The following is a 24224-nucleotide window of genomic DNA, read 5'->3' as shown; positions in this document are numbered from 1 at the left end:
GCTGTGGCGGGATGTGGTGCCAACTCGACGACGATGGCGCTGCCGAGGTCGAGCGGGGCGGTGGCGCCCGAGGAGCTCGGGGCGCCGGACGGGCCGGAGGTGGCGTGTTCGTTGCTGGGGGCCGACGAGCTGCAGCGGGGACTGTCCGACGGTGCCGTATACGAGAGCGTCGAGCAGCCCCCGCAGTCGATGGGCGGGGTGACGGGGCACGGGTGCGAGTACCGCCGCCCCGGCACGCACGAGGAAGTGGCGGCGCTGGTGGTGCTCGATGCCACAGTGCTGGCCTCGCCGGAGGACGCGTTCACGGGGGCGGCACGCAGCTGCTCCGACGAGCCCAAGCCGTTCACCGACGACGCCGTCTACTGCACCAGCGCGCGCGGCGGCACGACGATCACCATCGCGAAACGGAGCCACGGCAAGGTTCGCGTCGCACAGCTCGCGTTCGTCCGCGGACCCAGTGACGCTTTCCTGGACGGCTACAGCAGCCTCACCAAGACCGTCGCCGGCAGGTTGTGATCAGGTCAGCGGCGGGGCGAGGCGCAGCAGGTGGTCGATGCCCTCACTGAACGGGGTGCCGATCGGAGGCAGGAGCGTGACGTGGTCCGCGCCCGCCGCGAGGTGGGCGCGGACGCGTTCCGCGACGGCGTCCGGGCCACCACAAGCGACCAAAGCGCGGACCAGCTCGTCGCCGGATTCGGGGTAGCCGAGTTCGGCGACGGTCGTGGTGAAGGACGGCCGGGCGAGCCAGGCCGAGACGGTGCGGCGGGCCGTCTCGAGGGAATCGGCGATGGACAGGCCCACGGCCAGCAGCTTGTCCGGCCCGAGGATGCGACGAGCGGCGGCCGTGTGTTCCGGGGGCAGGCCGGCGGGCAGGGCGCCGTCCGCGAGGTCCGCGGCGAGGGCGAGCATCTTCGGGCCGTTGGCGCCCAAGATGGTCGCGAACGAAGCCGGGGGCCGGGTTTCCGCGGACAGGCCCGCGAGGTAGTCCCGCATGGTCGACAGCGGGGCGCCGAAGGAGCGGCCCACGCTCTCGGCCTGCTGCGGATATCCGACGCCCAAGCCCAAGGTGAAGCGGTCCGGAAACGCTTGCGCCAGGTACGCCGCCGCGGCGGCCGCGGTTTGGGGCGGGCGCGCCCAGATGTTGGCGACGCACGTGCCGAACGACAGCTCCGACGTCGCGCCGAGGAGGACGGCCAGCTGCGTGAACGCGTCCTTGCCGATGACCTCGTTCGTCCACACCGTGCGGTAGCCCGCCGCCTCCAGGCGCCGGACGGCGGTCCGCTGCTCGGAGACCGGCGGGGTGACCGTGAAGTTCACCGGGAGGCACACACCGACGTTCATCGCGCTCACCGGGCGAAGTAGTGGCCGGCGTCGAGGTCGGCGAGCAGACCCGGGTGCGCCGGGTGCCAGTCGAGGAGCTGCTGCGTCGCCACGCTGGAGGCGGGCATGTCGGCGGAGAAGACGCCGCCCAGCCAGCCGAAGTGGTCCACCGCCCGCTCGACGGGGATGGACTCGACCGGCAGGCCCAGGTGCTTGCCGATGCGTTCGGCGAGATCGCGCACGGGGATGCCCTCGTCGCCGACGGCGTGCAGGCGCGTGCCGGCCGGGGCGTGTTCGAGGGCGAGGCGGTAGAGGCGGGCGGCGTCGAGGCAGTGCACGGCCGGCCACGCGTTCATGCCGTCGCCGGGGTAGGCCGACACGCCGCGGGTGCGGGCCGTCTCGATCAGCAGCGGCACGAAGCCGTGGCGATCTTCGTCGCTGTGCACCGACCGCGGGAGCCGCACGACGGAACCGCGAACGCCGCGCGTGGCCAGGGAAACCAGCACCTCCTCGGCGGCGAGGCGGCCGGCCGCCGGCGAGCCCGCTTCAGGCACAGTCGCCTCCGTCGCGACGCCGGCCGGGACGCTCGGCGTCCCCGAGCTGATCACGAACGGCCGGCCCGTGCCGGCGAGCGCCTCGCCGAGGGCTTCGACGGCGTGGCGGTCGGCGGCGATGGAGCGTTCGAAGTCGCTGAAGTCGTGGATGAAGGCGGTGTGGATGACACCGTCCGCGGCGGCGACGCCCCCGCGCAGGCTCTCGAGGTCTTCGAGGCTGCCGCGGTGGACGTCGGCGCCGGCCGCGGTGAGCTTGGCGGCGGAGGCGTCGGAGCGGGCCAGCCCGAGCACCTGGTGCCCGGCGCCGAGCAGCTCCCGGACGACCGCGGTCCCGACGAACCCGGTGGCGCCGGTGACGAACACGCGCATGGTGGAGATCTCCTTCGACAAGGGATGAACCGGTCCTTCAACCCTGCCGCCGGACGCGGCTGCGCGGCCAATGAAACGTTCGTATCGCGCAATACGGTTTGCGCATCACCACAGGTAGAGTCCCTACCATGCCGGTTGATCTCGACCTACGCCTCGTGCACTGCTTCACCGTCGTCGCCGAACACCGCCACTTCGGCCGCGCGGCGGACGCGTTGCACGTGACGCAGCCGTCACTGAGCCGGCAGGTCCGCCGGCTCGAGCAGCAGGTGGGTGCACGGCTGCTGGACCGCACGCCGCAGGGCAGCCGGCTCACGGAGGCCGGTGAGGTGTTCCTGCCGCAGGCCAAGGCGCTGCTGCGGACGGCCGCCCAGGCCATCGCGCGCGCGCAGGCCGCGGCGCGGCCGAGCCGCCTGAACGTCGGGTACTCCGGCGGGCTGATCGTCACACCCGCCGTGCGCGAGCTGCGCCACCAGCACCCGGACGCCGAAGTCCAGACGTTGCACGTCGCGTGGGACGACGTGCGCGCATCGCTCCTGGAGCACCGCATCGACGCCGTCGTGAGCCGGCTGCCGTTCCCGACCGAAGGACTGCACGTGACGGTGCTCTACGACCAGCCGCGCGTGGTGATCGTGCCGCTGGAGCACCGGCTGGCGGGCAAGGAGTCCGTGACACTCGACGACATCGCCGACGAGCCCCTGCCACGGCTGCGCGACTCGGATCCGGAGTGGAGCGCCTACTGGCGCATCGAACCGCGTCCCGACGGCAGGCCGGCGCCCGACGGGCCTATGATCGACGCGCTCGAGGACAAGTTCGAGCTCGTCGCGTCGGGGCAGGCGGTGGCGATCTCCGCAGGCCACAACGTGCGCGCGCTCCGGCCGGACATCACGTCCGTGCCGCTGGAGGACGTCGAACCCGCGCACGTCGTGCTCGCCACGCGGGCGGACGACCGCAGCCGGTTGGTCGCCGCGTTCCGCAAGTGTGCCCAAGCACAGCTGACGGGCCGCTAAAGTGAACGGGAGTTGAACGAAAGGGAGCTCACACGTGCGCTGACTCCCCGTGCACCCGCGGCCGGCCCGCCGCCCTCGCGACACGACCCGAACCTGCACGACCCCGAGGACTACCCATGAGCTCCGAGAACCACACCGCGGCGCCGCGGCAGGCGCCGCGGACCCTGGCCGAGCTGACCGCCGGCCCGTCGTGGACCATCGAGCGCAGCCCGACCACCGGCCAGTGGAGCACGGCTGAATGGCGTGGCGGCAGCTGGCAGATCGGCCTGACGCCGGTGCGGCACGGCGTGGTGGCCGCGATGCTGTGGTCGAGCGACCAGCTCGTCGACCACGTCCGCGGCGGCGAGGCGAGCGTGTGCGCCAAGGTGCTGGGGTGGTTCGGCGACATCGCGCGGCAGCGCAGCCTCGGCTGAGTTGCCAAGCGCGGCAGGGAAAACCCACGGGTGAAGCGCACGCGAAAAGCCGGCTCCGCGGCGAGTGCCCACAAAGGCCTGAAACGGCGTGGTGCGGGGCGAACCCCGCGCCACCACCGCGTTCAGTAGTCCTCGGGGTCGTCCACGACGTGCACGGCGGCTTCTTCCGCCGAGGCCGCGCCGCCGTCGATGCCGACGTCGGAGGCGTAGAGCTCCTCATCGGTGTCTTCGCCACTGCCTTCGTCGGCGGCGACCAGGCGGCCCGCGCGGAACTCGCCGAGTTCGTCGTCGATGAGCTCACCGTCGGTGTCTTCGGTGTCGCCCAGGTCGTCGCCCTCTTCGGGCTGCACGTCGGGCAGTTCGCGGGCCAGGCGGCCCTCCCAGCTCTCGCCCTCGCGCCCCTCTTCGGGCGTCGTGCCGAACTCGTCGACCTCGAGCGGGCGCTCCGGCGGGGAGTAGCCCTCGTCGTACGGGTCGCCGTCCTCGAGGGTGTCCTCCGGGTCCAGCACGCCGGTGTCGGCGTTGTCCTCGATGTCGTCGTCCACGGACGGCTCCTCTCTCCGCGCATTCAGTCTCGCGCCACATCGCGGAAGTTACCAGGCGGCACTTCTTCAGCGCGGCTGCAGGATCCCCGACGACAACGACGACGCCGTCAGGTGCTTGTACCCGACGCTCTCGAAGTACACGAGCAATTCGTGGTCGTCGTGGCTGAGCATGCGGCCATCGCCCCACAGGCGGTGGTGCACGGGCGTACCGCCGGTCACCGTCGGCTTCGCGTGTTCCGCGGCGTGCACGGCCTGGTCGTTGTCGCAGTTTTCGCACGGGGGAACGTAGTTCTCGCCGAAGTACGCCAGCAGCTCGGCTCGCCGGCAGCGCATGCTCTCCGCGTACTCGCGCGCGGCTTCGATCCGGCTGCTGAGCACGGCTTGGCGGCGCCGGTCCAGTGCCACGAGCTGATCCGCCAGCTCGGCCGGCGGCGCCAGCTCGCGCGTGCAGTTGACCACGCGGTGGTGCCCGGTGCCGGCGATGCCCGCAAAGCCCAGCTCGGCCAGCTCGTTGACGACCCGCTCGACGGCGTGCACGGGCACTCCGGCCGCCTTGACGAGGTCGGCCAGCGGCGCCGTGCCGGCGGCGTTCTCGATGGCGTCGACGACGAGGTGCACGGTGTCCTCACCCAGGTGCGTGCGCGCGGCGAGCAGGCGCGGGATCCGGATGGTGCGCGGGTCGTGGACCAGTACGGCGGTGGCGGGCTCGCCGTCGCGGCCGGCGCGGCCGATTTCCTGGTAGTAGTCGTCGATGCTGGCCGGGACGCCCGCGTGCACGACCGTGCGGATGTCGGGCTTGTCGATGCCCATGCCGAACGCGCTCGTGGCCACCACGACGTCGAGCTCGCCCGCGAAGAACCGGTCCTGGACGTCGGCGCGCGCGGCCGCGGTCATGCCGCCGTGGTAGGGCGCCGCGTGGAACGCGTCGAGGCGCAGGCGGTCGGCGAGGGCTTCGCAGCGGGCGTGGGTCAGCGCGTAGACGAGGGCTGGCGTGTCGTGCTGGATGAGCACGTCGACGCACCGGTCGTCCACGGCCTGCGCCTCGGGTTTGTGGGGCTGCGTCTGGCGCATCGACAGCGCGATGTTGGGCCGGTCGAAGTCCGCGACGACCACGTGCGCGTCGCGCATCCCCAGCCGGCGCGTGATGTCCGCCTGCACCGGCGGCGACGCGGTGGCCGTCAACGCGAGGATCGGCGGCCGCCCCAGCTCCGCGATGGCGTCGACCAGTCGCAGGTACTCGGGGCGGAACTCCTGCCCCCACTCGCTGACGAGATGCGCTTCGTCGACGACGAACAGCGTGACCTCGCGGGCGCCGTTGCGGATCGCGTCGCGGGTCTCGGGGTTGGTGAGCTGCTCGGGTCCGATGTAGAGGAAGTCGAGCTCGCCCTTCGCCAGTTTCTCGACCGTTTCGCGGCGTTCGTGGACCTTCTGCGTCGAGTTGAGCAGCTCGGCCTGGATCTCGCGGGCACCGTAGCGACGTCCGGAAAGGGACCGCCGCTGGTCCCGCTGCAGCGCGATGAGCGGCGAGATGACCAGCGTCAGCTCGCCCAGCGCGAGGCCCGCGACCTGGTAGATCGCGCTCTTGCCGCTGCCGGTCGGCAGCACCGCGAGCGTGTCACGCCCACCTGCCACCGCGTCGGCCGCCTCCACCTGCGTGGGCCGCAACGTGAAGTCGAACAACACACTCGCCACGGCGGCGGGAGTCGGTCGTGAACTCGTCATGGTGTCGAAGGTACTGGCCGCACCCGGAGCCGCCCGGCCCGCGGTGGGAGCCGGACGGCGGCCGGGGTCACTGGTGCAGCTTCTGGGCCCAGTCCAGCGGCAGGCGGTCCGCCGGGCCGGGGGCGCTCTGCGTGAGGGGGTGGTGGACCGGCGGCGCGAGGTCCGGGCCGCGTTCGTACATCACTTCCTCGGCGTAGTCCCAGAACCACTCTTCGCCCGGCTCGAAGCTGCGGACGAGGCGGTGACCGGACGAGGCGGCGTGCGCGCTGGCGTGCTGCCCGGGCGACGAGTCGCAGCAGCCGACGTGGCCGCACTGCGCGCAGCGGCGCAAGTGGAACCACCAGCCCTGCGGGGTGGCCGCATCGCACTCGGCGCAACCGGTGCCGCTGGGCGGCACCGCGGGGTCGACACCCTCCACGAGTAATCTCCTAACCGAGGGAAAGTCCTGTCGCACCAGCATAATCACAAACGCGGGGCTTGTTCCGCCAGCTGCCACAGGTACAGGCACGCCAGCGTGCGGTAGGGCCGCCACGGTTCGGCCAGCCGCGTGAGTTCCGCGGGGGTCGGCGCGGCGGCGAGGCCGTAGACCTTCTGCACGATCCGCCGCAGCTCCAGGTCGCCGGTGGGCAGCACGTCGGGGCGGTGCAGGTGGAACATCAGGAACATGTCGGCGGTCCACACGCCGATGCCCTTGACCACGTCGAGCTTCGCGATGACCTCGTCGTCGGGCACGCCGCGGAGCTCGTCGAGGTCGAGGGCCCCCGAGAGGAGGCAGTCGGCGAGCGAGCGCAGCGACACGGTCTTCGCGCGCGACAGGCCGGCGGCCTGGCGCAGCTCCTCCGAGTCGTCGGCCAGCAGCTCTTCCGGCGTGGGCAGGCGGCCGCCGAAGCGGTCCTTCAGCTTGCGGAAGATCGAACGCGACGCGTGGATCGAGATGTTCTGGCTGACGATCGCCCGCACGAGCACGCCGTAGCTGTCCTTCGGGATGTCCGGGTCACCGGACGAATCCGGGTCCGGCGGCAGCTTCGGCGGCGTGCCGGTGATGTCGTCCATGACCCGGCCGAGGACCTCGTCGGCCTGCCTCAAGTGCTCCTCGGGTGTCATCGGCGAGATGCTACGCGCGATCTGACGGGGTGAGCCCGAAAACTACATCGTCTGGGTCATGCCACCGTCGATCAGGACGTCGGTGCCGGTGACGTTGCCGGCGCGGTCGCTCGCCAGGAACGCCACGAGGTCCGCGACCTCCTCGGGCCGCGTGAAGCGGCCGGTCACGGAGTCCGCCGCCGCCTTCGCCGCGACGTTGCCGGCCTCGGCGCCCACCGCTGCGCCCACCGTCTCGGCGACGCCACCCTTCCCGAGCCACAGGTCGGTGGCGACCGGGCCGGGGCTGACGGTGTTGACGCGGACACCGCGTGCGCCGACCTCCTTGGACAGCGATTTGAAAAAGCTGAGGCAAGCGGCCTTCGCGGCGCTGTAGTCGATCACGAGCGGGTCCGGCAGCGTCGCGTTCACCGAGCACACCGTGACGATCGCGCCCTGGCGCTCCAGCAGCGACGGCAGCGCCGCGCGCGTTGTGCGCACCGCCGACATGAGGTCGAGGTTCAGGGTCGCCAGCCAGTCTTCGTCGGTCACGGACGTGAAGCCGTCCGGGCGAGGCCGGACGAAACCGACGTTGTTGACCAGCACGTCGATCCCGCCGACGCGGGTCACGGCCTCCTCGACCACCCGCGCGGCGCCCTCTGGCGTGCCGAGGTCGATCGCCACGGCCTCCACCGGCAGCTCCTTGAGGTCGCCGTCGACGTTGCGGGCCGCGGCGACCACGCGCACGCCCTCCTCGACGAGCGTCCGCGTCACCGCCAGCCCGATCCCGCGGCTCGCGCCGGTGACGAGCGCGGTCTTGCCCCGTAGCCGAAGATCCATCGCGGGCTCCCTCCAGTTCGCCGGTTCCCGAGGGAGCTTAGTGCGGCCGGTGTCAAGATCGCGGCACCAGCACCACCGCCTGGATCTCCAGCAGTAGGTGCGGGTGCGGCAGCTGGTGCACGGCCACGGTCGTGCGCGCCGGCCCGTCTTCGGTGAAATATTCGCCGTAGACCTCGTGGTAGCCGCAGAAGTCGTTCATGTTCACCGGGTAGGCGGTGATCTGGACGAGGTCGGCCAGGTCGGTCCACACCTCCGCGAGCAGCTCGCGGATGTTCTCGAGCACGGCGGCTGTCTTCACGCGCATGTCCAGCGGCGTGGCGCCGAACTCGTCGGCTTCGGCGCCGGCGATCGTGTTGTCCGGGCGGCGGCTGCTCGTGCCCGACACGTACCCGAAGCCAACGGCCACCGTGAGGTGCGGGAACCGGCCGCGCGGGGTCGCCTTGCCGGCGACCGTCCTGGCCTCGGTCATGGGAGCCTCCTGTCATCGGGGAGCGGACGTGACGCGTACCCGGACCCGGCCGAGGCCGGACACGGTGGCGCTGACGGAGCCGGCCGAAGCCAGCGCGACGGCCGGGGTCCCCGCGCCGGCGAGCAGCACGTCGCCCGCGCGCAGCGGGATGTCGTACGTGCCGGCCAGGCGGACGGCCGGGCTCACCGCGCGCAGCGGGTCGCCGAAGATGGCCGCGGTGAAGCCGTTTTCGGCGAGGCGGCCGTCGATCTCGAGGGCGACCCCACGGTTGTCGAGCGAAGCCGGCAGCGGCCGCGACGCACCGGCCACGAAACCGGACGCCGAGGTGTTGTCGGCGACGACGTCGGCCAGGTCGGCGCGCAAGTCGCGGTAGCGCGAGTCGATGATCTCGAAGCGCCGGCGCCACCGCGTCGACGGCTTCCGCGACATTGCCCGTCCACCGGTGCGGGTCGAGGTCGCGGGCCAGGCGGAACGCGACCTCCGGCTCGATCCTCGGGTGCACGTACGCGCCGAGCCAGAGCTCAGCGCCGTCGTCGACCCTCACGTCGGAGACACCCATCTGCGCGGCCTTGGCGCGGCTGGTGAACCCGAGCTTCACTCCGGCCCGCGTTTCCCCGCGGCCGAGCCGGCGCGCCACCAGGGCGTGACGCACCTCGTACGCCTGGGCTAGCGACAGGTCATCCTCGGCCGACAGCTGGGGTTCGGCACGAGGTCGCGCGCGGCGTCGTCGAGCCGGGTCGCGAGTGCGGTGAGGTCGGTCATCGGGCTGCCACCAGCAGGTCGAGGGCGACGTCGACGAGCACGTCCTCCTCGCCGCCCACGAGGCCGCGGCGCCCGACTTCCACGAGGATGTCGCGGGCGTCGAGGCGGTAGCGGGCCGCGGCGCGTTCGGCGTGCAGCAGGAAGCTGGAGTAGACCCCGGCGTAGCCGAGGGTCAGCGTTTCTCGGTCCACGCGCACCGGTCGGGTCTGAAGTGGACGGACGAGGTCTTCGGCCGCGTCCTGCAACGCGAACAGGTCGCAGCCGTGGTCCCACGCGAGCAGATCGGCGACGGCGATGAACGCCTTGATCGGCGTGTTCCCCGCACCCGCACCCTGCCCGGCGAGCGACGCGTCGACCCGGTACGCGCCGTGCTCGACGGCGGTGACACTGTTGGCCACGGACAACGAGAGGTTCTCGTGCGCGTGGATGCATCGACAACGCCGGGTAATCGCCGCGGTCGCGCAAGTGGGCGCAGGCGGGGCCGCCGACGAGCAGGAAGTCGACGGTCCGGTCGTCGTGGTAAGCGGGCGATCGACTGGAACGCGGGGCCAGGAGTCCGGGTCCCAGAAGGCGGAGGCGTCGCCGACCAGGCAGCCCTGGGTGTCGCCGGCGGTGAGCACCTGAGCGGGCAGCCGCGCGTCCAGGTCGACCACCGCAGCGGCGCCCGCGCGGACGGCGAGGTACTCGGTCTCGTCGGTGATCATGTGCGGCGACTCGCCGCGGTCGGCAAGGGAGCCTAGGCCGGGACGTGGCCGAGCACCGCTGGAATTTCCAGGCCCTCTCACAGATCACGGGCGCGTCTTGTCCAAGCTCACGGAAGCAGAAGTCGACTCCGTGAGGGAAGGTATGAGCGTCGAAAACTCGCACTACCTGCCGAATCCCGAGTCGAGCGCGCCGCCGCCGAAGATCGAGGTGGTGGGGACGGCCGCGGGGGCGCCGGCGGCTCCCGAGGGGGCCACGCCGACGACCATCCTGGTTACGTTGCCGCCCGGGAGTGACGGGGCGCCGCCGCATCGGCACAGTGGGCCGGCGTTCGGGTATGTGCTCAAGGGCGAGATCGTCTTCGAGCTGGAGGGCGAGCCCGAGCGCGTCGTGAAGGCCGGCGAGTCCTTCTGGGAGCCCGGGTACGACGTGATCCACTACCAGGACGGCAACAACCTCGACGACGCCGAATCGCAGTTCGTCGTGACGATGTTCTGCGCGCCGGGGCAGCCGATGCTCGTGCCCGTGAGTGACGGGAACTGGATCAGCGCAAGCACCTCAGGGCGCCACGCCCCTGACGTGCGCCCCAAAGAAGGGGCCGGCTCCCCGCCAGGAGCCGGCCCCTTCGAACAGCTCACTCCACCAGTTTCCCGGCCGTCGAGACCTCCCGCATCAGCGGCGCGATCTGCGCGGGCACCGGCGGCAGCTCCTCACGCGTGAGCTGCCCGGGACCCGACCACACGAAGTTCACCCGCAACGACTCGTCCAGCGCCGGGTAGTCGGAGCGGTTGTGGCAACCGCGCGTCTCCCGGCGCTCCAGCGCGGCTTCCAGCGTGGCCCGGCAAGCCAGCGCGGAGGCCTTCAGGTCGAACGCGTGCGCCAAGTCCTGGTAGCCCGCGAGATCCGGGTGGACGCCGACGTTCTTCATCCGCTCCTCGAGCGAGTCCAATTCGGACAGTCCCGCGAGCAGGCCCTCCTCGTCCCGCACGACGCCCGCGTGCTCGGTCATCGTGGTGCGCAGGGAGCGTTGCAGGGCGCGGACGTTCTCCGGCCCGTCGGCCGCCAGCAGCTCGTCGACCTCACCGCGCGCGTCCGCCAGCGCGCCCGCCGACCGGCGCTGCGCGGCCAGCGACGCGGAGTACTCAGCCGCTGCCTTGCCGACGATCCGGCCGTACACCAGCAGCTCGATCAGCGAGTTGCCGCCGAGCCGGTTGGCGCCGTGCAGCCCGCTGGACGCCTCGCCGATCGCGTACAGCCCGTCGACGCCCGTGCTGTGGTCCTCCGACCGCACCCAGACGCCGCCCATCGAGTAGTGCGCGGTGGGCGCGATCTCGATCGGCAGCTGGGTGATGTCGAGCATCTGCAGCTCCAGCAGCGTCTGGTACACGCGCGGCAGCCGCTGCATGATCGTCTCGCGCGGCAGGTGCGACACGTCGAGCCACACGCCGCCGTTCGGCGTCCCGCGGCCCTCCTTGATCTCGGTGTACGCGGCCAGCGCGACGCGGTCGCGAGTGGACAGTTCCATCCGCCCCGGGTCATACCGCGCCATGAACCGCTCGCCCAGCGCGTTGCGCAGCTGCCCGCCCTCACCGCGCGCGGCTTCGGACACCAGCGTGCCCGCCGCGCTCTCGGGCTCCAGCAGGCCCGACGGGTGGAACTGCACCAGCTCCGGGTCGCGGATGCGGCCACCCGCCAGCACGGCGAGACGGAACGAGTCGCCCGTGTTCTCGTCGCGCCGCGACGACGTGCGGCGCCAGATCCGCGTGTGCCCGCCGGCGGCGAGGATCACGGCGTCGGCGTGGATCACGTACCGGGTGCCGTCGTCGAGGTTGAACCCGTACGCGCCGAAGACGACGTCGTCCCGCACCAGGATCCGCGTGATGTAGGTGTTCTCGAGGATCCGCACGTCGAGCTGGGCCGCGCGGTTGACGAGCGTCCGCTGGATCTCCAAACCTGTGTAGTCGCCGGCGAACGCGGTGCGCCGGTAGGTGTGCGCCCCGAAGAAGCGCTGCGAGATGCGGCCGTCGGTCTCGCGGGCGAAGGGCATGCCCCACCGTTCGAGGTCTTCGATGCCGCGGGCGGCGTTCTGCGTCACGATCCGGACCGTGTCGGGGTGTGCCAGGAGGTAGCTCTCCTTGATGGTGTCGGCGGCGTGCTGCTGCCACGAGTCCGCCGCGTCCATCGTCCCCAGCGCGGCGTTGATGCCACCGGCCGCGAGGGTGGTGTGGGCGTCGGACTTCGGCCGCTTGCCGACCACGAGCACGTCGACGCCTCGTTCTTTCAGCTCGATCGCGGCGCGCAGCCCGGCACCGCCGGTGCCGATCACGAGAACCGACGTCGCGATCCGCTGTTCAGTCATCGGGAACTCCTCCTTGACACCCGGTGCGCGGGTGGCCGGGTACGGCCACCCGCGCGGCATTCACTCCTCGACCGGCGGGTTGGCCGGGAGCCAGTCGGCGAACTTGACCTTCGCCAGCTCCGCCCCCTCGCCGGGCAGCAGGCCCTTCGGGCCCGGCTTCTCGCCGAAGTAGCGGGCCTCGGGGTCGGTGACGACCTGGCGTGGGTCCTCGCGGAACGTCAGCGCTTCCTGGATCCAGCCGGCCATCGTGAACACCTCGGGGCCGGCGATCTCGGTCAGGCCGTTGATCGGCGCGCCCGCCGCCACCTTCGCGACCTTGCCCGATACCTCGCCGGCCGCGATCGGCTGGATGCCCGCGTCGGGCAGCTTCACGGTGGTGCCCTCGGTGGCAGAGTCGGCGATGGCGGACGCGAACTCGAAGAACTGCGTGGCGCGCACGATCGAGTAGGGCAGACCCGAGTCCTTGATCAGCTTCTCCTGGGCGACCTTCGCGCGCAGGTAACCGGAGTCGGGCAGGCGGTCGCTGCCGATCACGGACAGCGCGACGTAGTGGCCCACACCGGCACCCTTGGCGGCCTCGGTGAGGTTGGTGGTCGCCGCGCGGAAGAACGCCATCACGTCGTCGTCCGCGAACGACGGCGAGTTGGACACGTCGACCACCACGTCGGCGCCCTGCAGCACCTCTTTGACGCCCTCCCCGGTCACCGTGTTCACGCCGGAGTTGGGCGACGCCGGTACCGCCTCGTGGCCGTGCTCGGTCAGCAAGCTGACGACCTTGGAGCCGATGAGGCCGGTACCGCCGATGACGACAATCCTCATGATGCGCCTTTCGCTGAGCGGCCCCCGGCGGGTCCGGGGGCGTCGGTCACCAGCCAGGACAAGGCGGGCGGCGGATCTGTGACAGCACCCGCCGACGAATTCGTCATCCGATCGGGTCAACCACGTCTTCGACGCGGAGCTCGGCCGGCAGTTCACCACCCGACACGAACGCGTCGCGCGGGTGCTGAACCGAGGCCAGCGACACGATGTCGCGGCCGAAGAACACGGCCGTGAGCCACACCGCCAGCACGCGGACCTTGCGTTCCCAGCTGGGCACGGCCAGCACGTGGTAACCGCGGTGCATGAGCCACGCGAGCAAGCCGGTGATCACGATGCTCCGGTACTGGAAAATGCCCTTGCCGATGCCGAGCGTCGCGATCGCGCCGAGGCTGTGGTGCACGTACTGCTTCGGCTCGCGCCCGCGCAGCGCCTTGACGATGTTGCGGGCCAGCAGCTTGCCCTGCCGGACCGCGTGCTGCGCGTTCGGCACGGTGTGGGCGCCCGGCACCGGCGACGCGAGGTCCGGGACGGCGGCGTCGTCGCCGGCGGCCCACGCGTGCGGCACGGGTTCGTCCTCGGTGCCGATCCGCAGGTCGGCCCGGGTCAGGATGAGGCCGCGCGGGTCGAGCGGCAGGTCGGTGTGGTTGTGCACGACGGGGTTGGCCGCATTGCCGGCGGTCCACACGACCAGCTCCGAGTCGAACTCCTCGCCGGTCGAAAGCACCAGGTGCCCGTCGACGGCCGAGCGCAGCTGCGTGTTCAGGTGCACGTGGGCGCCGCGGTCCTCCAGCGAGCGGACGACCCACGCCCCGGGCTCGTCGGTGACCTCGGGCAGGATGCGGCCCTGGGCTTCGACCAGGTGGAAGCTCAGCTCATCGCGGCTGATCTCGGGGTAGTTCTTCAGCAGCGCCGTCGCGAGCGACAGCAGCTCCGCGAAACCCTCCACGCCCGAGAAGCCGCCGCCGACGAACGTCACGGTCAGGAGCTTGCTCCGCACCGGCCCCGGCTCCAGCGCCGACGCCCGGTCGAACGCCGTCAGCAGCTTGTCGCGGATCGCGACGGCCTCCTCCACGTGTTTCATGCCGATCGCCTGTTCGGCGATGCCCGGCACGGGCACCTTGCGCGTGACCGCACCGGCGGTGACCACGAGCTCGTCGTACTCGAGCTCGAACTCCGGCCCGTCGGCCGGCCGCACGGTCACGCGCCGGTGCGCGTGGTCGATCCGCGTGACGCTGCCGGCCACGATCCGCGCGCGCCGCAGGTGCCGCCGCAGCGACACGGCTGCGTGCCGCGCCTCGATCGACCCGGCGGTGACCTCCGGCAGGAACGGCTGGTAGGTCATGTAAGGCCGTGGGTCCACCACGGTCAGCTCCGCCTCGCCCGGCCGCAGGCGCTTCTCGAGTCCCCAGGCCGCGTAGAAGCCGGCGTATCCGCCGCCGACCACCAGGATCCTGTGCATGACCACTCCCTGTTCGTCTCGCTACACCAGGGAGACAAGACAGCGGAGCCGGATGTGACAGGTTCGGGGCCGTTTCGTGGGGGCAGTCACAAGCCCTGGTTCCCGGGCGCCGCGCCCGGGCGAAAAGCCCAGGTGGCCACCGGGGAAGGCCGGCAGCCACCGAGCATTTCGGGGCAAGTGGGAGAGCGGAGGTCAGGCCGTGGTCGGGGCCTCGGCCGGAACCAGTACCGCCCTGGTGTCCGCGCGGCTTTGAGGAAGCGCAGCGCCTTGCCCACCACGGCCTGCGCCGGCGGGATCGAGCACAGCTCGGACAACCCCACTCCGACCGCCGCGCGTCGACGAGGACGTCGGCGATCAGGAGCTTGACGATGGCGCCGATGCGACCCACGCCGACGGCCCAGCCGAGGGCCGTCGAGCGGACACCGGCGGGGTACAGCGACGGGCCGAGGACGTACAGGACGGCACGGAGGACGTCGCGGCACGCCCATGAGCACGGCGACCACGAGCGTCGCGGCGAGGTTGCGGAGCACGAAGGCAGTGGCGACGAAGACGGCGGCGGCGCCGGCCGGCGTGCTGACGGACAGGAGCCGGCCGGACAGGCGCAGCGCGAGCCACATCATGAGCAGCGAGCCGGCGATGCCACCCACGTTGATCATGATGCCGCCGCCGATCCCGGCCTGGGCGGACAGGCGCTCCGTTCCAGGAACTGCGGCATCCAGTTGCTCGCGAAGTACAGCGCGCCGAACAAAATGAAGAAACCGAGCCACAGCAGGCCGCTGCGCGCGCCGTCGCGGCCGGCCAGCACGGCCGCGCGGACGTTGCCGGTCTCGTGCGCCGCCGGCTCCGACAGGGCCGGCACCAGGGTGAGGCGCATCCGGTGAGCAGGCCGTTGACGCGGTCGAGGGCGCCGCGGGGGCGGCGCCGTGAGAGGAAGCCCATCGACTCCGGCAGCGGCTTCACCATCGCTGCGGCGGTCGCGAAGCTCAGGCCCGCGCCGGAGACGAACGTGGCGCGCGCGGCGCGGCGGCGTTGCGGCTTCACGCCGGCCCCGGCCAGCCGCGTCTTGAACCGCGCGAGCTCGTCGTCGGAATCGACCCCAGCGCGAAGGAGCGCACCCCGGCGCCACCCCGGCAACGGCATCAGCCGCGCGTGCGGGTCGTCGAGGTCGCAACCCAGGCGCGCCGCGGCAAAAGGCTTCTCCGCGACGCCAGCGCGTCGTCGAGCGTCCGCAGCGCGAACACGCCCCCGGTGGCGGGCTGACCCGGCACCCGCCGGGCGGCCGGGCCGGTCGCGATACACGCCGTCGAACGGAACCTCGCCGCCATCGCCCAGGACCACCGCGCATGCGGTGAGCCCGCGACCGTGAGGCCACGACGGTGGTCCGCGCCGAACTCGGCGAACCGCTCACCGCCGGGCAGCGTCAATTCAGTCCTGAGTAGACACCAGTCCCGCGAGCGCGGTGTCCGCGATCGCCTGCAGCGCGGGCCGGCCAGGTTTCGTCTTGGCGAGCACGTTCATCCCCTGCACCACGGCCACCAGCAGTGGTGCCGAATCGGGGCCGGCGCCGGGCCGCAGCTCGCCCGCGGCCCGGGCCCGCGCGAGCGCGCCCGCGAAGCTGGTGCGCAGGTTGGCCAGGTGCTGCTCGAACATCCCGGCCAGTTCGGGGTCGCGTTCCGCGAGTTCGACGAGTGAGTTGGTCACGAGGCAGCCCCAGCGGCGCGGGCCGTCGACCATCGCGTCGACGAGGTGCGCGAAGTAGTCGCGCAGGCCGCCGACACCACTGGCCGCGGTGTTGATCCGCTCGACCGCTTCGGCCGACACGGTCTCCGCGTAGGACTTCAGGGCGGCCACGAACAGGTCGCGCTTGCTGCCGAAGGCGGCGTACACACTGCCGGGCTGCAGGTCCATGGCCTGGCACAGCACCTGGATCGACGTAGCCTCGTAACCGCGCTCCCAGAAAGTGTCCAGTGCGGCGGCGAGTGCTTCGCCGACGTCGAAGGTGCGTGTCCGTCCCACGGAAAAAATTGTAGAGCAGATATTCAGGAATATCGACGTCAGCTTCATGACATGGTAGAAAACCAGTGCACGTTACTTGTACGTGCGCTCAACTAAGGAGGACGCATGCGGGTCGTGGTGATGGGCACGGGAGGAGTCGGCGGCTACTTCGGGGCGCGGCTGGCCCAGGGCGGCCACGACGTGAGTTTCATCGCCCGCGGCAAGCACCTGGAAGCGTTGCGCGTCAACGGGTTGCGCGTGGAGAGCCCGCTCGGCGACTTCCACCTGCCCACTATCGACGTGACCGACGACCCGTCGACGCTCGAGCCCGCGGACCTCGTGCTGTTCGGCGTGAAGCTGTGGGACACCGAGTCGTCGGCCGAGCTGATCAAACCGCTGCTGACCGAGGACACCGGGGTGGTGTCGTTCCAGAACGGCGTGGTCAAGGACGACATCCTGCGCCGCGTACTCGGCCCGCAGCACGTGATCGGCGGCGTCTGCTACATCGCCGCGACGATCGCCGAACCCGGCGTCATCAGGCACACCGGCTCCCTGCAGAAGCTGGTGTTCGGCGAGTACGACGGCACCCCGTCCGCGCGGGTGCGGCAGTTCCGCGACGCGTGCGCCGAGAGTGGCATCGACGTGGAGGTCAGCGACCGGATCGAGCAGACGATCTGGGAGAAGTTCGTGTTCCTCGTCGGCCTTTCGGGCACCACGACCACGGTGCGCACGCCGATCGGGCCGATCCGTGCGAACCCCCGATCGCGGGCGTTCCTGCACGACGTGCTGGCCGAGGTCGTCGCGGTCGCGCGCGCCCAGGGCGTGGCGCTGCCCGAGGACTACGCCGACGACCGGCTCGCCTTCACCGACAGCGTGCCCGAGGGCATGACCTCGTCGATGCACCACGACCTCGAACGCGGCAACCGGCTCGAGGTCACGTGGCTCAGCGGCGACGTCGTCGAGCGCGGCAAGGCGCTGGGCGTGCCGACGCCGTGCAACCGCGCGATCACCGACCTGCTCGCCGTGCACGCCGAGGGCCGCCATGAGTGACACCGTCAGGTCGGTCGAGGCCACGATGGTCAAGGTGCCGATGCGCCGGCCGCTCGGCACCAGCGCCGCGCGCGTCACGGATGCGCCGCTGCTGCTGCTCGACCTGCACACCACCGACGGCGTGACCGGGCGGGCGTACCTGTTCTGCTACCTCGAATCCGCCGGGCACGCGGCGCTCGCGCTGGTGCGGGAGGCACACGGTGTGCTGGCCGGCGTCGCGGCTGCCCCGGCGGCCGTGCGGTCCGCGCTCGAGGCGAAGTTCAAGCTGCTCGGCGTGCGCGGGCTGGTCGGGGCCGTGGTGTCGCTCGTGGACACCGCGTGCTGGGACGCGCTGGCGATCGCCGCGGGCCTGCCGCTCGCCCGCCTGCTCGGCGCGGACCTGCGGCCGACCCCGGCGTACAACAGCAACGGCCTGGGCCTCATCACCCCGAACGCGGCGGCTGCGGAAGCGGTCGAACTCGCGGCAGAGGGCTTCCCGGCCGTGAAGATGCGCCTCGGCCGCTCCGCGGCGGACGACCTGGCCGCCGTGCGCGCCGTCCGGGCGGCGCTGGCCCCTGACGTCGGGCTGATGGCCGACTACAACCAGGCTCTCGACTTGCCGGACGCGCTGGCCCGCTGCCGCGCTCTCGACCACGAAGGCCTGGCGTGGTTCGAAGAACCCGTCCGCCACGACGACTACGCGGCCGCCGCCCAGCTGACCGCCGCGGTGCACACGCCCGTGCAGCTCGGCGAGAACTTGGCAGGTCCGCGCGCGATGGCCACCGCGTTGGCCCACGGCGCGTGCGACCTCGTGATGCCGGACCTCGACCGCATCGGCGGCGTCACCGGCTGGCGCGACGCCGCCGCGCTGGCGGACGCACACGGGATCCCGCTGTCGTCACACCTCTACCCGGAGGTCAGTGCCCACCTGCTGGCCGCGTCGGCGACCGCCCACTGGCTCGAGTACGTCGACTGGGCCGCCCCGATCCTGCGCGAGCCCCTGGCCATCGTCGACGGGTGCGCCACTCCACCCGACCACCCGGGCACTGGCGTCGACTGGGACACCGACGCGGTGGCCCGGTACCGGGTCGGCTGACCCTATAGTCGCGGACCATGAACGTGTGCGTCTTCCTGTCGGCCGCCGACCTCGACGAGCGCTACACCGGGCCCGCGCGGGAGTTCGCGGAGCTGCTCGGCAAGGGCGGGCACACGCTGGTGTGGGGTGGCTCGGACACGGGCCTGATGAAGGTCGTCGCCGACGAGGTACAGGCGACGGGCGGGCGGTTGGTCGGGATCTCCGTCGAGCTGTTCCGGGGCAAGGCCCGGAAGAACGCCGACGAGATGGTGATCACGGCGGACCTGGCCGAGCGCAAGGCGTTGCTGCTGTCGCGTTCGGAAGCGGTCGTCGTGCTGGCCGGTGGTCTCGGCACCCTCGACGAGGTCACCGAGGTGCTGGAACTGAAGAAGCACGGCCTGCACCGCAAACCGATCGTGCTGCTCAACACCGAAGGCTTCTACGACGGGCTGATCCTGCAGCTGCGCCGCATGGACGACGACGGTTTCCTGCCGCTCCCGCTCGACGAGCTCGTGCACTTCGCACCCGACCCGGCCGGCGTCATGGCGTACCTGGGCGCCTGAGTTGCTCCTCTGGATCCTCAAGCCGGGAGGGCGTGCCGGATCTCGCGGGCGACGAACGGTTTGATTATTCGGGGTCGCTGTGGAGCCGGTCGAGGTGGTCGCCTGCGGTCAGTCGCCACCTCGGCCCCCGTCTCCCTCATCCGGTGGTGGCACGGCACCCACCGCAACGGGCGGACAAGACACTGCCGGGGCGCCTCCAGCCAGGCTCCACTCAGGTCACGCCGCTCAGCAGGTGACGTGCGGGCGGAGCCACCGCACCGAGCGACGTAGCTCAGCAAAGACACCAAGGTCGGTCAGACAACGGATCAACTCGGGCGGATGACCCCGCACCCATTGTCACTGTCAGATGTCGGCGGCGGTGCGGAAGCCGGTGTTGCCGCTGGAGCTGTCCGGGGTGTTGCCGGTGCGGGCGGCGACGCGGTAGCGGTTGCAGTAGGACTCGTGGCACAGGTACGAGCCGCCGCGCATCGAGCGGTTGCCGGTGCCGAACCAGTCGGCGCACCACTCCCACACGTTGCCCGACACGTTGTAGAGACCGAACCCATTGGGCTGGAACGCATCCACCGGGGCGGTGCCGACGTGGCCGTCCTCTTCCGTGTTGTGCACCGGGAAGCGGCCCTGCCAGATGTTGCACCGGTGCTCCCCGCCCGGCGTCAGCTCGTCACCCCACGGGAACCGGGCCTGGTCCAGCCCACCGCGCGCGGCGTACTCCCACTCGGCCTCACTCGGCAGCCGACGCCCGGCCCAGGCGCAATAAGCGAGCGCGTCGGTCCAGGACACGTGGACCACGGGGTGGTCCTGCCGCAGCGAAACGTCGCTGCCCGGCCCCTCCGGCGCCCGCCAGTACGCGCCCGAAACACCGATCCACCACGGCGTCTGCTGCGGCCGCGGCGCCCCCTTGCGCAACGCCGACGGCACGAACTTCGCGAACACATACGTCCAACCGAACTTCTCCGCATCGGTTCGGTAGCCGGTCGCGTCCACGAACTCCGCGAAGCGCGCGTTCGTCACCGCGAACGCGTCGATCGCAAACGGCTCCACGGTCACCTCACGCACCGGCCCCTCACGATCATCGGGAAACCCGTCAGCGTCGTCCGTGCCCATCCGGAACGCGCCGCCGGGCAGCACCAGCAGACCGTCGGCATTGGTCGCCGGGCCGAGCGGAACATCAACCGACGCTCCCGACGAGCGGGACGGCGGACAGCAGCGGGACACGAGAACCTCGTCCCCGCGCACCCTACGCAGCCGGCCGGTACCCGATCTCCTGCACGACCCACGTGTTGCCGTCCGGGTCCGCGAAGTCGAACGCGCTCGCGTAGTCGCGGCGGTCCGGCGCGAGGCCGGGTTCCCAGTCACCCTGCCAGGTGTCGGCGTCCTTCTTGTGGCGAAGCGGACCGGGGGCCACGCCGCGGGAGGTCAGCTCGCGGTGGGCGGCCTCGGCGTCGGTGACGGCGAGATAGGTGGCGCGCGCCGAGCCGGGGGCGGCGTCGGTGAGGCCGGCGCCGAGCTGGATGGAGCAGGCCGAGCCGGGCGGGGTGAGCTGGACGACGCGGAAGCCGTCGCGCGGCTGGTAGTCGACGTCGAGGGTGAAGCCGACGCGGTCGGTGTAGAACTCGAGCGCCTTGTCGACATCGCTGACCGACAGGGTGAGGACTTCGAGAGCCCAGTTCATCGGAGGATTTCCTTTCACATGTCCAGGACGAGGTCGGTGTGGGGGGTGGAGCAGCACAGCAGGGTCTGGCCCGCGGCCGGTGGCTCCAGTGGTGCCGGTGCGTAGTCGACCGAGCCGGACAGCACGGGGGTGAGGCAGGTCTGGCAGACGCCGGTGCGGCAGCTCCAGCGGGCGGGCACGTCGCAGGCTTCGGCGAATTCGAGCAGGCTGCCGCCGGGGAAGGGGGCGGCGACGCCGCTGCGGGCGAAGGTCACGACGGGTCCGGTGCCGGGCGGCCCGGCCGGTGGGTGGGGTGGGCGGGTGGTCTGCCCGACGAGCCCGGGGTTGATGGCGTCGAGCGCGCCGAACAGTTCGGTGTGGATCCGCGCCGGGTCGAGTCCGGCCGAGGTCAGCGCGGCGGTCATGTCGGTCATGAACGCGGCCGGGCCGCAGACGTAGGCGGTGGCGTCGGCGGGCACGCCGAGCTCGGCCAGCGCGTCCTTGCTCAGCCGGCCCGCCCGGGCGCCGGCCAACCCGCGTTCGGCCTCGGTCGCCCGGCTGTAGAACACGTGTGAGCATCCGTTGCGCAGGGACGCCACCAGTTCGCTCGCTTCGTCGGCGAGCGGGTGCTCCTCCGGTCCGCGGGCGCCGTGGATCCACCACACCTCGCGTGCACTGCCGCGCGCCGCCAGGTCGTACAGCATCGCCAGCACCGGGGTGACGCCGATGCCCGCCGACACCAGCAGCACCGGACCGGTGCCGTCGCCGAGCACGAAGTCCCCGCGCGGGGCCGCGACGTCCAGCACCGCGCCGGCCGGCACCTGTGTCGTGAGGTACGTGCTCGCCACACCTTCGCGTTTGACACTGATCCGGTAACCGTCCGGCCCCGGCGCGGACGAGAGCGAGTAGCTGCGCACCGGCGCCGGTTGCGCAGCGCCCGCGACGCGGACCGTCAGGTACTGGCCCGCGCGCGCCGCAGGCAGCGCACCGCCGTCCGCGGCTTCGAGATACACCGACGACACCGTGGCGCTTTCGGGCTCCACCGCGGTCACCCGCAGCCGCCGGAACCCGTCCCACGCCGGGCCCGCCGACTCCGCGTCCACGGCCAGCAGATCCTCGAACGACTGCCGCCAGCCCGGGCTCAGCGCCGGGATCTCGGCGGCAACCTTGAGCTTCTCCCGGTCCTTGCCCGGCAGGTACAGCAACGCATCCGTGTCGGCCACGCTCAGCGCACCGGGGCCCGTGCGGGTCTTGACGATCTCGTCGCCCGCCGAGACGTGGCCTTCGCGCAGCACCCGGAAGTAGAACCCGGGCCGGTGGTGGGCCACCAGCAACGCCGGCAACTCCGGCTCCCCCATCCGCAGGCCGACGCGATAACACGTCACCCGCGGCTGCGTCACCTCGAACTCGGCCTCACCGATGCGATAACGATCCCCGATGCACACCTCGTCATCCGCCAGGCCCTCGACGGTGAAGTTCTCCCCGAACGACCCGTACTCCAGCCCCCCACGGCCGAAATACCTCTCCCAATGCCGGTACGAGCCGAGCTGATACACCAACACCGCCCGCTGCTCACCACCGTGACCGGCCGTGTCCCCCTGCCCGTCACCGTCGATGTTCAACCGCCGCACCATCGCCGGCCCCCCGACCGGACGCTTCCACACTCCCGTGTGGACAGTCCTGCCCTCCCAGGACACCTCCTTCGGCAGCCCGACGTTGACCGACAGCACCATCGCGGTCATGAGTCCACCTCCTGCAGCAAGGGCGGTACCACCTAAGCACGGTTTCCGCCGGTTTCCGCACTTCGTTCGGGATCGGTAAGACTCAGACGAGCGGTTCGCCGCCGTCGACCGGCAGCGACGCGCCGGTGAGGAACGTGGTGGTGAGCGCGAACAGAACCGCTTGTGCCACGTCTTCGGCCGCCCCGATGCGACGGGCCGGGTTGGTCTCGGCACGCCGAGCGAACAGTGCCGCCTTCTTGTCCTCGCCCAGCGCGTCGTACGCGCCGGTGTCGATGGTGCCCGGCGAAACGGCGTTCACGCGGATCGGCGCGAGCTCCACGGCGAGCGCCCTCGTGAGCGCGTCGACGGCGCCGTTGGTGGCCGAGACGGCGAGCATGCCGATCGCCGGCTTGCGCGCGGTGGCACCGGAGAACAGGACGAACGAGCCGTCGGCGGGCATGCGCGGGGCGAGGTGCTTCGCAAGCAGCAGCGGGCCGACGACCTTGGTGCTGAACGAAAGCAGCACCGTCTCTTGCTTTGAGGTCGCCGACCGTGCCGCGGGCACGCGCCGACGCGGTGGACACGACGTGGTCGACGGTGCCGAGCCGGTCGGCGAGGGCGACGACGCTCTGCTCGTCGGTGAGGTCGACCGGCTCGGCGGTGATGCCGGGATCGTCGGCGTAGGCCTTCTCGAGTGCTTCGGCATCGTGGCCGGCGACGACGACCTCGGCACCGGCGGCGCGCGCCCCGAGAGCGACCGCGCGGGCGGTACCGCTGCCGCGGCCGACGACGAGAACCTTGCGCCCTTCGCGGCTGGTCATGATGGCTCCTTCGCTGCCGCTGTGTGGGGTTTTTCAGGCGGAGGCGCGCTTGAGGATTTCGTCGGTGTCGAGCCCGCGGTCGACACCGTGGGCGATCACGGTCTGGCCCGGCTCCAGGGCGAGGCGCTCACCGTCGAGGTAGACCTCGATCTTGTCCGGTTCGAACGAGACCATCCCCGACACGCGCTCGACCTCGGTCCAGGCGTGCTCGTAGGACCAGGCGGCGCCGGCGTGCGTGCCGATGTCGTAGTACCTCGCAATGCCCTTGTACGGGCAGAACGTCTGGGTGTCGACGTGCGCCAGTGCCGTCTCGTCGATGTCCTCGCGCGGCACGTACCACCGCGGCGCGAAACCCGATTCGTACAGCACGACCGGACGGTGGGTGTCGGCGATGACGCGCTCGCCGTCGCGGACGACGAGGTGGCGCGAGGTCTTGCGGATGTCGTTGCGGTGGTAGAGGTCCGCCGCGTGGCCGACGATGCGCTCGTCCTCCTCGTAGAACGCCTCCATCGCCCGCCACGCGAACGCGACGCGGCCCTCGAGCGCGTCGGCGTACTCGGGCAGCCCGGTGTACTCCCACGCCGCGCGCTCGGTTCGGCCGTCGCCGGCGGTGACGGTGTACCAGGTCGTCTCACCCAGTTCGCGGTGCTGCGTGGTCCGGCTCGCTGCCAGCACCCCGTCGGCGACGGCGCTCTTCGGGAAGAACGCCACCGGGTAGTGACCCGGCTCGTGGAGTAGCAGCACGTCCTCGGTGTCGACGAGCCACTCACCCCCGAAGCGGACCCGCATCCGCCGGCGCAGCGGCTCCACGAAGAGCAACCGCTCGGGCAACGGCTCCGGGGTCAGGAACCTGCCCACCGACCTGGTCGAAAGCGGTCCCTGCTGCCATGCCAGTCCCATGTCTCTCGCCTTCTTTCTTGCTAACGTGTACCGAGACTGTAAATCCGTT

27 protein-coding genes are annotated in these 24224 nt (G+C 71.5%); 7 read left to right on the top strand and 20 right to left on the bottom strand.

Annotated elements, in window-relative coordinates; all coding sequences use genetic code 11:
- Positions 1-33 precede the first annotated feature (33 nt).
- Positions 34-516, top strand: coding sequence for a hypothetical protein (locus I6J71_RS07760; RefSeq protein WP_204094101.1), 483 nt, complete (start codon positions 34-36; stop codon positions 514-516).
- On the opposite strand, the gene I6J71_RS07755 is transcribed toward I6J71_RS07760, so the two are convergent.
- A complete protein-coding gene (locus I6J71_RS07755) occupies positions 517-1341 on the bottom strand; it encodes an LLM class flavin-dependent oxidoreductase (protein ID WP_204094100.1) in 825 nt (274 codons plus the stop codon).
- Between the two features lie 5 nt (positions 1342-1346).
- Positions 1347-2243, bottom strand: coding sequence for an SDR family oxidoreductase (locus I6J71_RS07750; RefSeq protein WP_204094099.1), 897 nt, complete (start codon positions 2241-2243; stop codon positions 1347-1349).
- A gap of 128 nt (positions 2244-2371) precedes the next feature.
- Between I6J71_RS07750 and I6J71_RS07745 the strand changes: the two genes are divergently transcribed.
- Entirely contained in the window at positions 2372-3250 is an 879-nt protein-coding gene (locus I6J71_RS07745; protein WP_204094098.1) for a LysR family transcriptional regulator, read from the top strand.
- Positions 3251-3366: 116 nt separating this feature from the next.
- Positions 3367-3663: a hypothetical protein gene (locus I6J71_RS07740; protein ID WP_204094097.1), complete on the top strand. Its 297-nt coding sequence runs from the start codon at positions 3367-3369 to the stop codon at positions 3661-3663.
- Positions 3664-3785: 122 nt separating this feature from the next.
- Here I6J71_RS07740 and I6J71_RS07735 read toward each other — a convergent pair whose 3' ends face one another.
- The 8 genes from I6J71_RS07735 to I6J71_RS47785 all read right to left on the bottom strand — a co-directional run bounded on the left by I6J71_RS07735 (position 3786) and on the right by I6J71_RS47785 (position 9785).
- Positions 3786-4208 (bottom strand): DUF5709 domain-containing protein, encoded by a 423-nt coding sequence (locus I6J71_RS07735; protein WP_204094096.1) that lies wholly within the window; start codon positions 4206-4208, stop codon positions 3786-3788.
- Between the two features lie 66 nt (positions 4209-4274).
- Complete coding sequence (locus I6J71_RS07730) at positions 4275-5930, bottom strand: ATP-dependent DNA helicase RecQ (protein ID WP_204094095.1); 1656 nt, start codon at positions 5928-5930, stop codon at positions 4275-4277.
- Between the two features lie 67 nt (positions 5931-5997).
- On the bottom strand, positions 5998-6348 hold the full coding sequence (locus tag I6J71_RS07725) for a UBP-type zinc finger domain-containing protein (protein ID WP_204094094.1): 351 nt from the start codon (positions 6346-6348) through the stop codon (positions 5998-6000).
- Positions 6349-6392: 44 nt separating this feature from the next.
- A complete protein-coding gene (locus I6J71_RS07720) occupies positions 6393-7034 on the bottom strand; it encodes a DNA-3-methyladenine glycosylase (RefSeq protein ID WP_204094093.1) in 642 nt (213 codons plus the stop codon).
- A gap of 42 nt (positions 7035-7076) precedes the next feature.
- Entirely contained in the window at positions 7077-7850 is a 774-nt protein-coding gene (locus tag I6J71_RS07715; protein ID WP_204094092.1) for an oxidoreductase, read from the bottom strand.
- A gap of 52 nt (positions 7851-7902) precedes the next feature.
- Entirely contained in the window at positions 7903-8319 is a 417-nt protein-coding gene (locus I6J71_RS07710; protein ID WP_204094091.1) for a RidA family protein, read from the bottom strand.
- Between the two features lie 12 nt (positions 8320-8331).
- Complete coding sequence (locus I6J71_RS47790; protein WP_239154506.1) at positions 8332-8748, bottom strand: hypothetical protein; 417 nt, start codon at positions 8746-8748, stop codon at positions 8332-8334.
- Between the two features lie 329 nt (positions 8749-9077).
- Positions 9078-9785 carry a hypothetical protein gene (locus I6J71_RS47785; RefSeq protein ID WP_239154505.1) on the bottom strand — a complete coding sequence of 236 codons (708 nt, stop codon included), beginning with the start codon at positions 9783-9785 and terminating at the stop codon, positions 9078-9080.
- A gap of 142 nt (positions 9786-9927) precedes the next feature.
- Between I6J71_RS47785 and I6J71_RS07695 the strand changes: the two genes are divergently transcribed.
- The gene (locus tag I6J71_RS07695) at positions 9928-10503 is read left to right on the top strand and encodes a cupin domain-containing protein (RefSeq protein WP_204094090.1); all 576 of its coding nucleotides are present in this window, start codon (positions 9928-9930) and stop codon (positions 10501-10503) included.
- On the opposite strand, the gene I6J71_RS07690 is transcribed toward I6J71_RS07695, so the two are convergent.
- The 5 genes from I6J71_RS07690 to I6J71_RS07670 all read right to left on the bottom strand — a co-directional run bounded on the left by I6J71_RS07690 (position 10418) and on the right by I6J71_RS07670 (position 16436).
- Positions 10418-12142, bottom strand: coding sequence for an L-aspartate oxidase (locus I6J71_RS07690; RefSeq protein WP_204094089.1), 1725 nt, complete (start codon positions 12140-12142; stop codon positions 10418-10420). The genes I6J71_RS07695 and I6J71_RS07690 overlap by 86 nt on opposite strands.
- Before the next feature lie 60 nt (positions 12143-12202).
- Positions 12203-12961, bottom strand: coding sequence for an SDR family oxidoreductase (locus I6J71_RS07685; protein ID WP_204094088.1), 759 nt, complete (start codon positions 12959-12961; stop codon positions 12203-12205).
- Positions 12962-13064: 103 nt separating this feature from the next.
- On the bottom strand, positions 13065-14420 hold the full coding sequence (locus I6J71_RS07680) for an NAD(P)/FAD-dependent oxidoreductase (protein ID WP_204094087.1): 1356 nt from the start codon (positions 14418-14420) through the stop codon (positions 13065-13067).
- 652 nt (positions 14421-15072) lie between these two features.
- Positions 15073-15294, bottom strand: a complete 222-nt coding sequence (locus I6J71_RS07675) for a hypothetical protein (protein WP_204094086.1) — start codon at positions 15292-15294, stop codon at positions 15073-15075.
- A 551-nt stretch (positions 15295-15845) separates the two neighbouring features.
- The gene (locus tag I6J71_RS07670; protein ID WP_204094085.1) at positions 15846-16436 is read right to left on the bottom strand and encodes a TetR/AcrR family transcriptional regulator; all 591 of its coding nucleotides are present in this window, start codon (positions 16434-16436) and stop codon (positions 15846-15848) included.
- Between the two features lie 105 nt (positions 16437-16541).
- Between I6J71_RS07670 and I6J71_RS07665 the strand changes: the two genes are divergently transcribed.
- Genes I6J71_RS07665 through I6J71_RS07655 form a run of 3 tightly spaced genes read left to right on the top strand, consistent with a single transcriptional unit; the run spans position 16542 to position 19082 of the window.
- Positions 16542-17465: a ketopantoate reductase family protein gene (locus I6J71_RS07665; protein WP_204094084.1), complete on the top strand. Its 924-nt coding sequence runs from the start codon at positions 16542-16544 to the stop codon at positions 17463-17465.
- Entirely contained in the window at positions 17458-18540 is a 1083-nt protein-coding gene (locus tag I6J71_RS07660) for an enolase C-terminal domain-like protein (protein WP_204094083.1), read from the top strand. The genes I6J71_RS07665 and I6J71_RS07660 overlap by 8 nt, the downstream gene beginning before the upstream one ends.
- A 17-nt stretch (positions 18541-18557) precedes the next feature.
- Positions 18558-19082: a TIGR00730 family Rossman fold protein gene (locus tag I6J71_RS07655; protein WP_204094082.1), complete on the top strand. Its 525-nt coding sequence runs from the start codon at positions 18558-18560 to the stop codon at positions 19080-19082.
- A 342-nt stretch (positions 19083-19424) separates the two neighbouring features.
- Here I6J71_RS07655 and I6J71_RS07650 read toward each other — a convergent pair whose 3' ends face one another.
- From I6J71_RS07650 to I6J71_RS07630, 5 genes are all read right to left on the bottom strand, one after another.
- Positions 19425-20297, bottom strand: coding sequence for a formylglycine-generating enzyme family protein (locus I6J71_RS07650; protein ID WP_204094081.1), 873 nt, complete (start codon positions 20295-20297; stop codon positions 19425-19427).
- Between the two features lie 22 nt (positions 20298-20319).
- Positions 20320-20754 (bottom strand): VOC family protein, encoded by a 435-nt coding sequence (locus I6J71_RS07645; protein ID WP_204094080.1) that lies wholly within the window; start codon positions 20752-20754, stop codon positions 20320-20322.
- Positions 20755-20768: 14 nt separating this feature from the next.
- Complete coding sequence (locus I6J71_RS07640) at positions 20769-22475, bottom strand: MOSC and FAD-binding oxidoreductase domain-containing protein (protein WP_204094079.1); 1707 nt, start codon at positions 22473-22475, stop codon at positions 20769-20771.
- Positions 22476-22557: 82 nt separating this feature from the next.
- On the bottom strand, positions 22558-22980 hold the full coding sequence (locus tag I6J71_RS47780) for an SDR family oxidoreductase (RefSeq protein WP_239154504.1): 423 nt from the start codon (positions 22978-22980) through the stop codon (positions 22558-22560).
- A gap of 328 nt (positions 22981-23308) precedes the next feature.
- Positions 23309-24133 (bottom strand): DUF427 domain-containing protein, encoded by an 825-nt coding sequence (locus I6J71_RS07630; protein WP_204094078.1) that lies wholly within the window; start codon positions 24131-24133, stop codon positions 23309-23311.
- Positions 24134-24224: the final 91 nt, after the last annotated feature.

Origin of the sequence: Amycolatopsis sp. FDAARGOS 1241 (genome assembly GCF_016889705.1) — a bacterium.
GTDB lineage: Bacteria > Actinomycetota > Actinomycetes > Mycobacteriales > Pseudonocardiaceae > Amycolatopsis.
The sequence above is the reverse complement of the archived record's forward strand: the minus strand, read 5'-3'. Positions and strand labels throughout refer to the sequence as shown.

What these genes read in the sequence shown, in the direction of transcription:
- I6J71_RS07760 (WP_204094101.1), top strand. Translation starts at nt 34, where the DNA reads ATGGCGCTGCCGAGGTCGAGCGGGGCGGTGGCGCCCGAGGAGCTCGGG.
- I6J71_RS07755 (WP_204094100.1), bottom strand. Translation starts at nt 1,341, where the DNA reads ATGAACGTCGGTGTGTGCCTCCCGGTGAACTTCACGGTCACCCCGCCG.
- I6J71_RS07750 (WP_204094099.1), bottom strand. Translation starts at nt 2,243, where the DNA reads ATGCGCGTGTTCGTCACCGGCGCCACCGGGTTCGTCGGGACCGCGGTC.
- I6J71_RS07745 (WP_204094098.1), top strand. Translation starts at nt 2,372, where the DNA reads ATGCCGGTTGATCTCGACCTACGCCTCGTGCACTGCTTCACCGTCGTC.
- I6J71_RS07740 (WP_204094097.1), top strand. Translation starts at nt 3,367, where the DNA reads ATGAGCTCCGAGAACCACACCGCGGCGCCGCGGCAGGCGCCGCGGACC.
- I6J71_RS07730 (WP_204094095.1), bottom strand. Translation starts at nt 5,930, where the DNA reads ATGACGAGTTCACGACCGACTCCCGCCGCCGTGGCGAGTGTGTTGTTC.
- I6J71_RS07720 (WP_204094093.1), bottom strand. Translation starts at nt 7,034, where the DNA reads ATGACACCCGAGGAGCACTTGAGGCAGGCCGACGAGGTCCTCGGCCGG.
- I6J71_RS07715 (WP_204094092.1), bottom strand. Translation starts at nt 7,850, where the DNA reads ATGGATCTTCGGCTACGGGGCAAGACCGCGCTCGTCACCGGCGCGAGC.
- I6J71_RS07710 (WP_204094091.1), bottom strand. Translation starts at nt 8,319, where the DNA reads ATGACCGAGGCCAGGACGGTCGCCGGCAAGGCGACCCCGCGCGGCCGG.
- I6J71_RS47790 (WP_239154506.1), bottom strand. Translation starts at nt 8,748, where the DNA reads ATGTCGCGGAAGCCGTCGACGCGGTGGCGCCGGCGCTTCGAGATCATC.
- I6J71_RS47785 (WP_239154505.1), bottom strand. Translation starts at nt 9,785, where the DNA reads ATGATCACCGACGAGACCGAGTACCTCGCCGTCCGCGCGGGCGCCGCT.
- I6J71_RS07695 (WP_204094090.1), top strand. Translation starts at nt 9,928, where the DNA reads ATGAGCGTCGAAAACTCGCACTACCTGCCGAATCCCGAGTCGAGCGCG.
- I6J71_RS07690 (WP_204094089.1), bottom strand. Translation starts at nt 12,142, where the DNA reads ATGACTGAACAGCGGATCGCGACGTCGGTTCTCGTGATCGGCACCGGC.
- I6J71_RS07685 (WP_204094088.1), bottom strand. Translation starts at nt 12,961, where the DNA reads ATGAGGATTGTCGTCATCGGCGGTACCGGCCTCATCGGCTCCAAGGTC.
- I6J71_RS07680 (WP_204094087.1), bottom strand. Translation starts at nt 14,420, where the DNA reads ATGCACAGGATCCTGGTGGTCGGCGGCGGATACGCCGGCTTCTACGCG.
- I6J71_RS07675 (WP_204094086.1), bottom strand. Translation starts at nt 15,294, where the DNA reads ATGCGCCTCACCCTGGTGCCGGCCCTGTCGGAGCCGGCGGCGCACGAG.
- I6J71_RS07665 (WP_204094084.1), top strand. Translation starts at nt 16,542, where the DNA reads ATGCGGGTCGTGGTGATGGGCACGGGAGGAGTCGGCGGCTACTTCGGG.
- I6J71_RS07660 (WP_204094083.1), top strand. Translation starts at nt 17,458, where the DNA reads ATGAGTGACACCGTCAGGTCGGTCGAGGCCACGATGGTCAAGGTGCCG.
- I6J71_RS07655 (WP_204094082.1), top strand. Translation starts at nt 18,558, where the DNA reads ATGAACGTGTGCGTCTTCCTGTCGGCCGCCGACCTCGACGAGCGCTAC.
- I6J71_RS07645 (WP_204094080.1), bottom strand. Translation starts at nt 20,754, where the DNA reads ATGAACTGGGCTCTCGAAGTCCTCACCCTGTCGGTCAGCGATGTCGAC.
- I6J71_RS07640 (WP_204094079.1), bottom strand. Translation starts at nt 22,475, where the DNA reads ATGACCGCGATGGTGCTGTCGGTCAACGTCGGGCTGCCGAAGGAGGTG.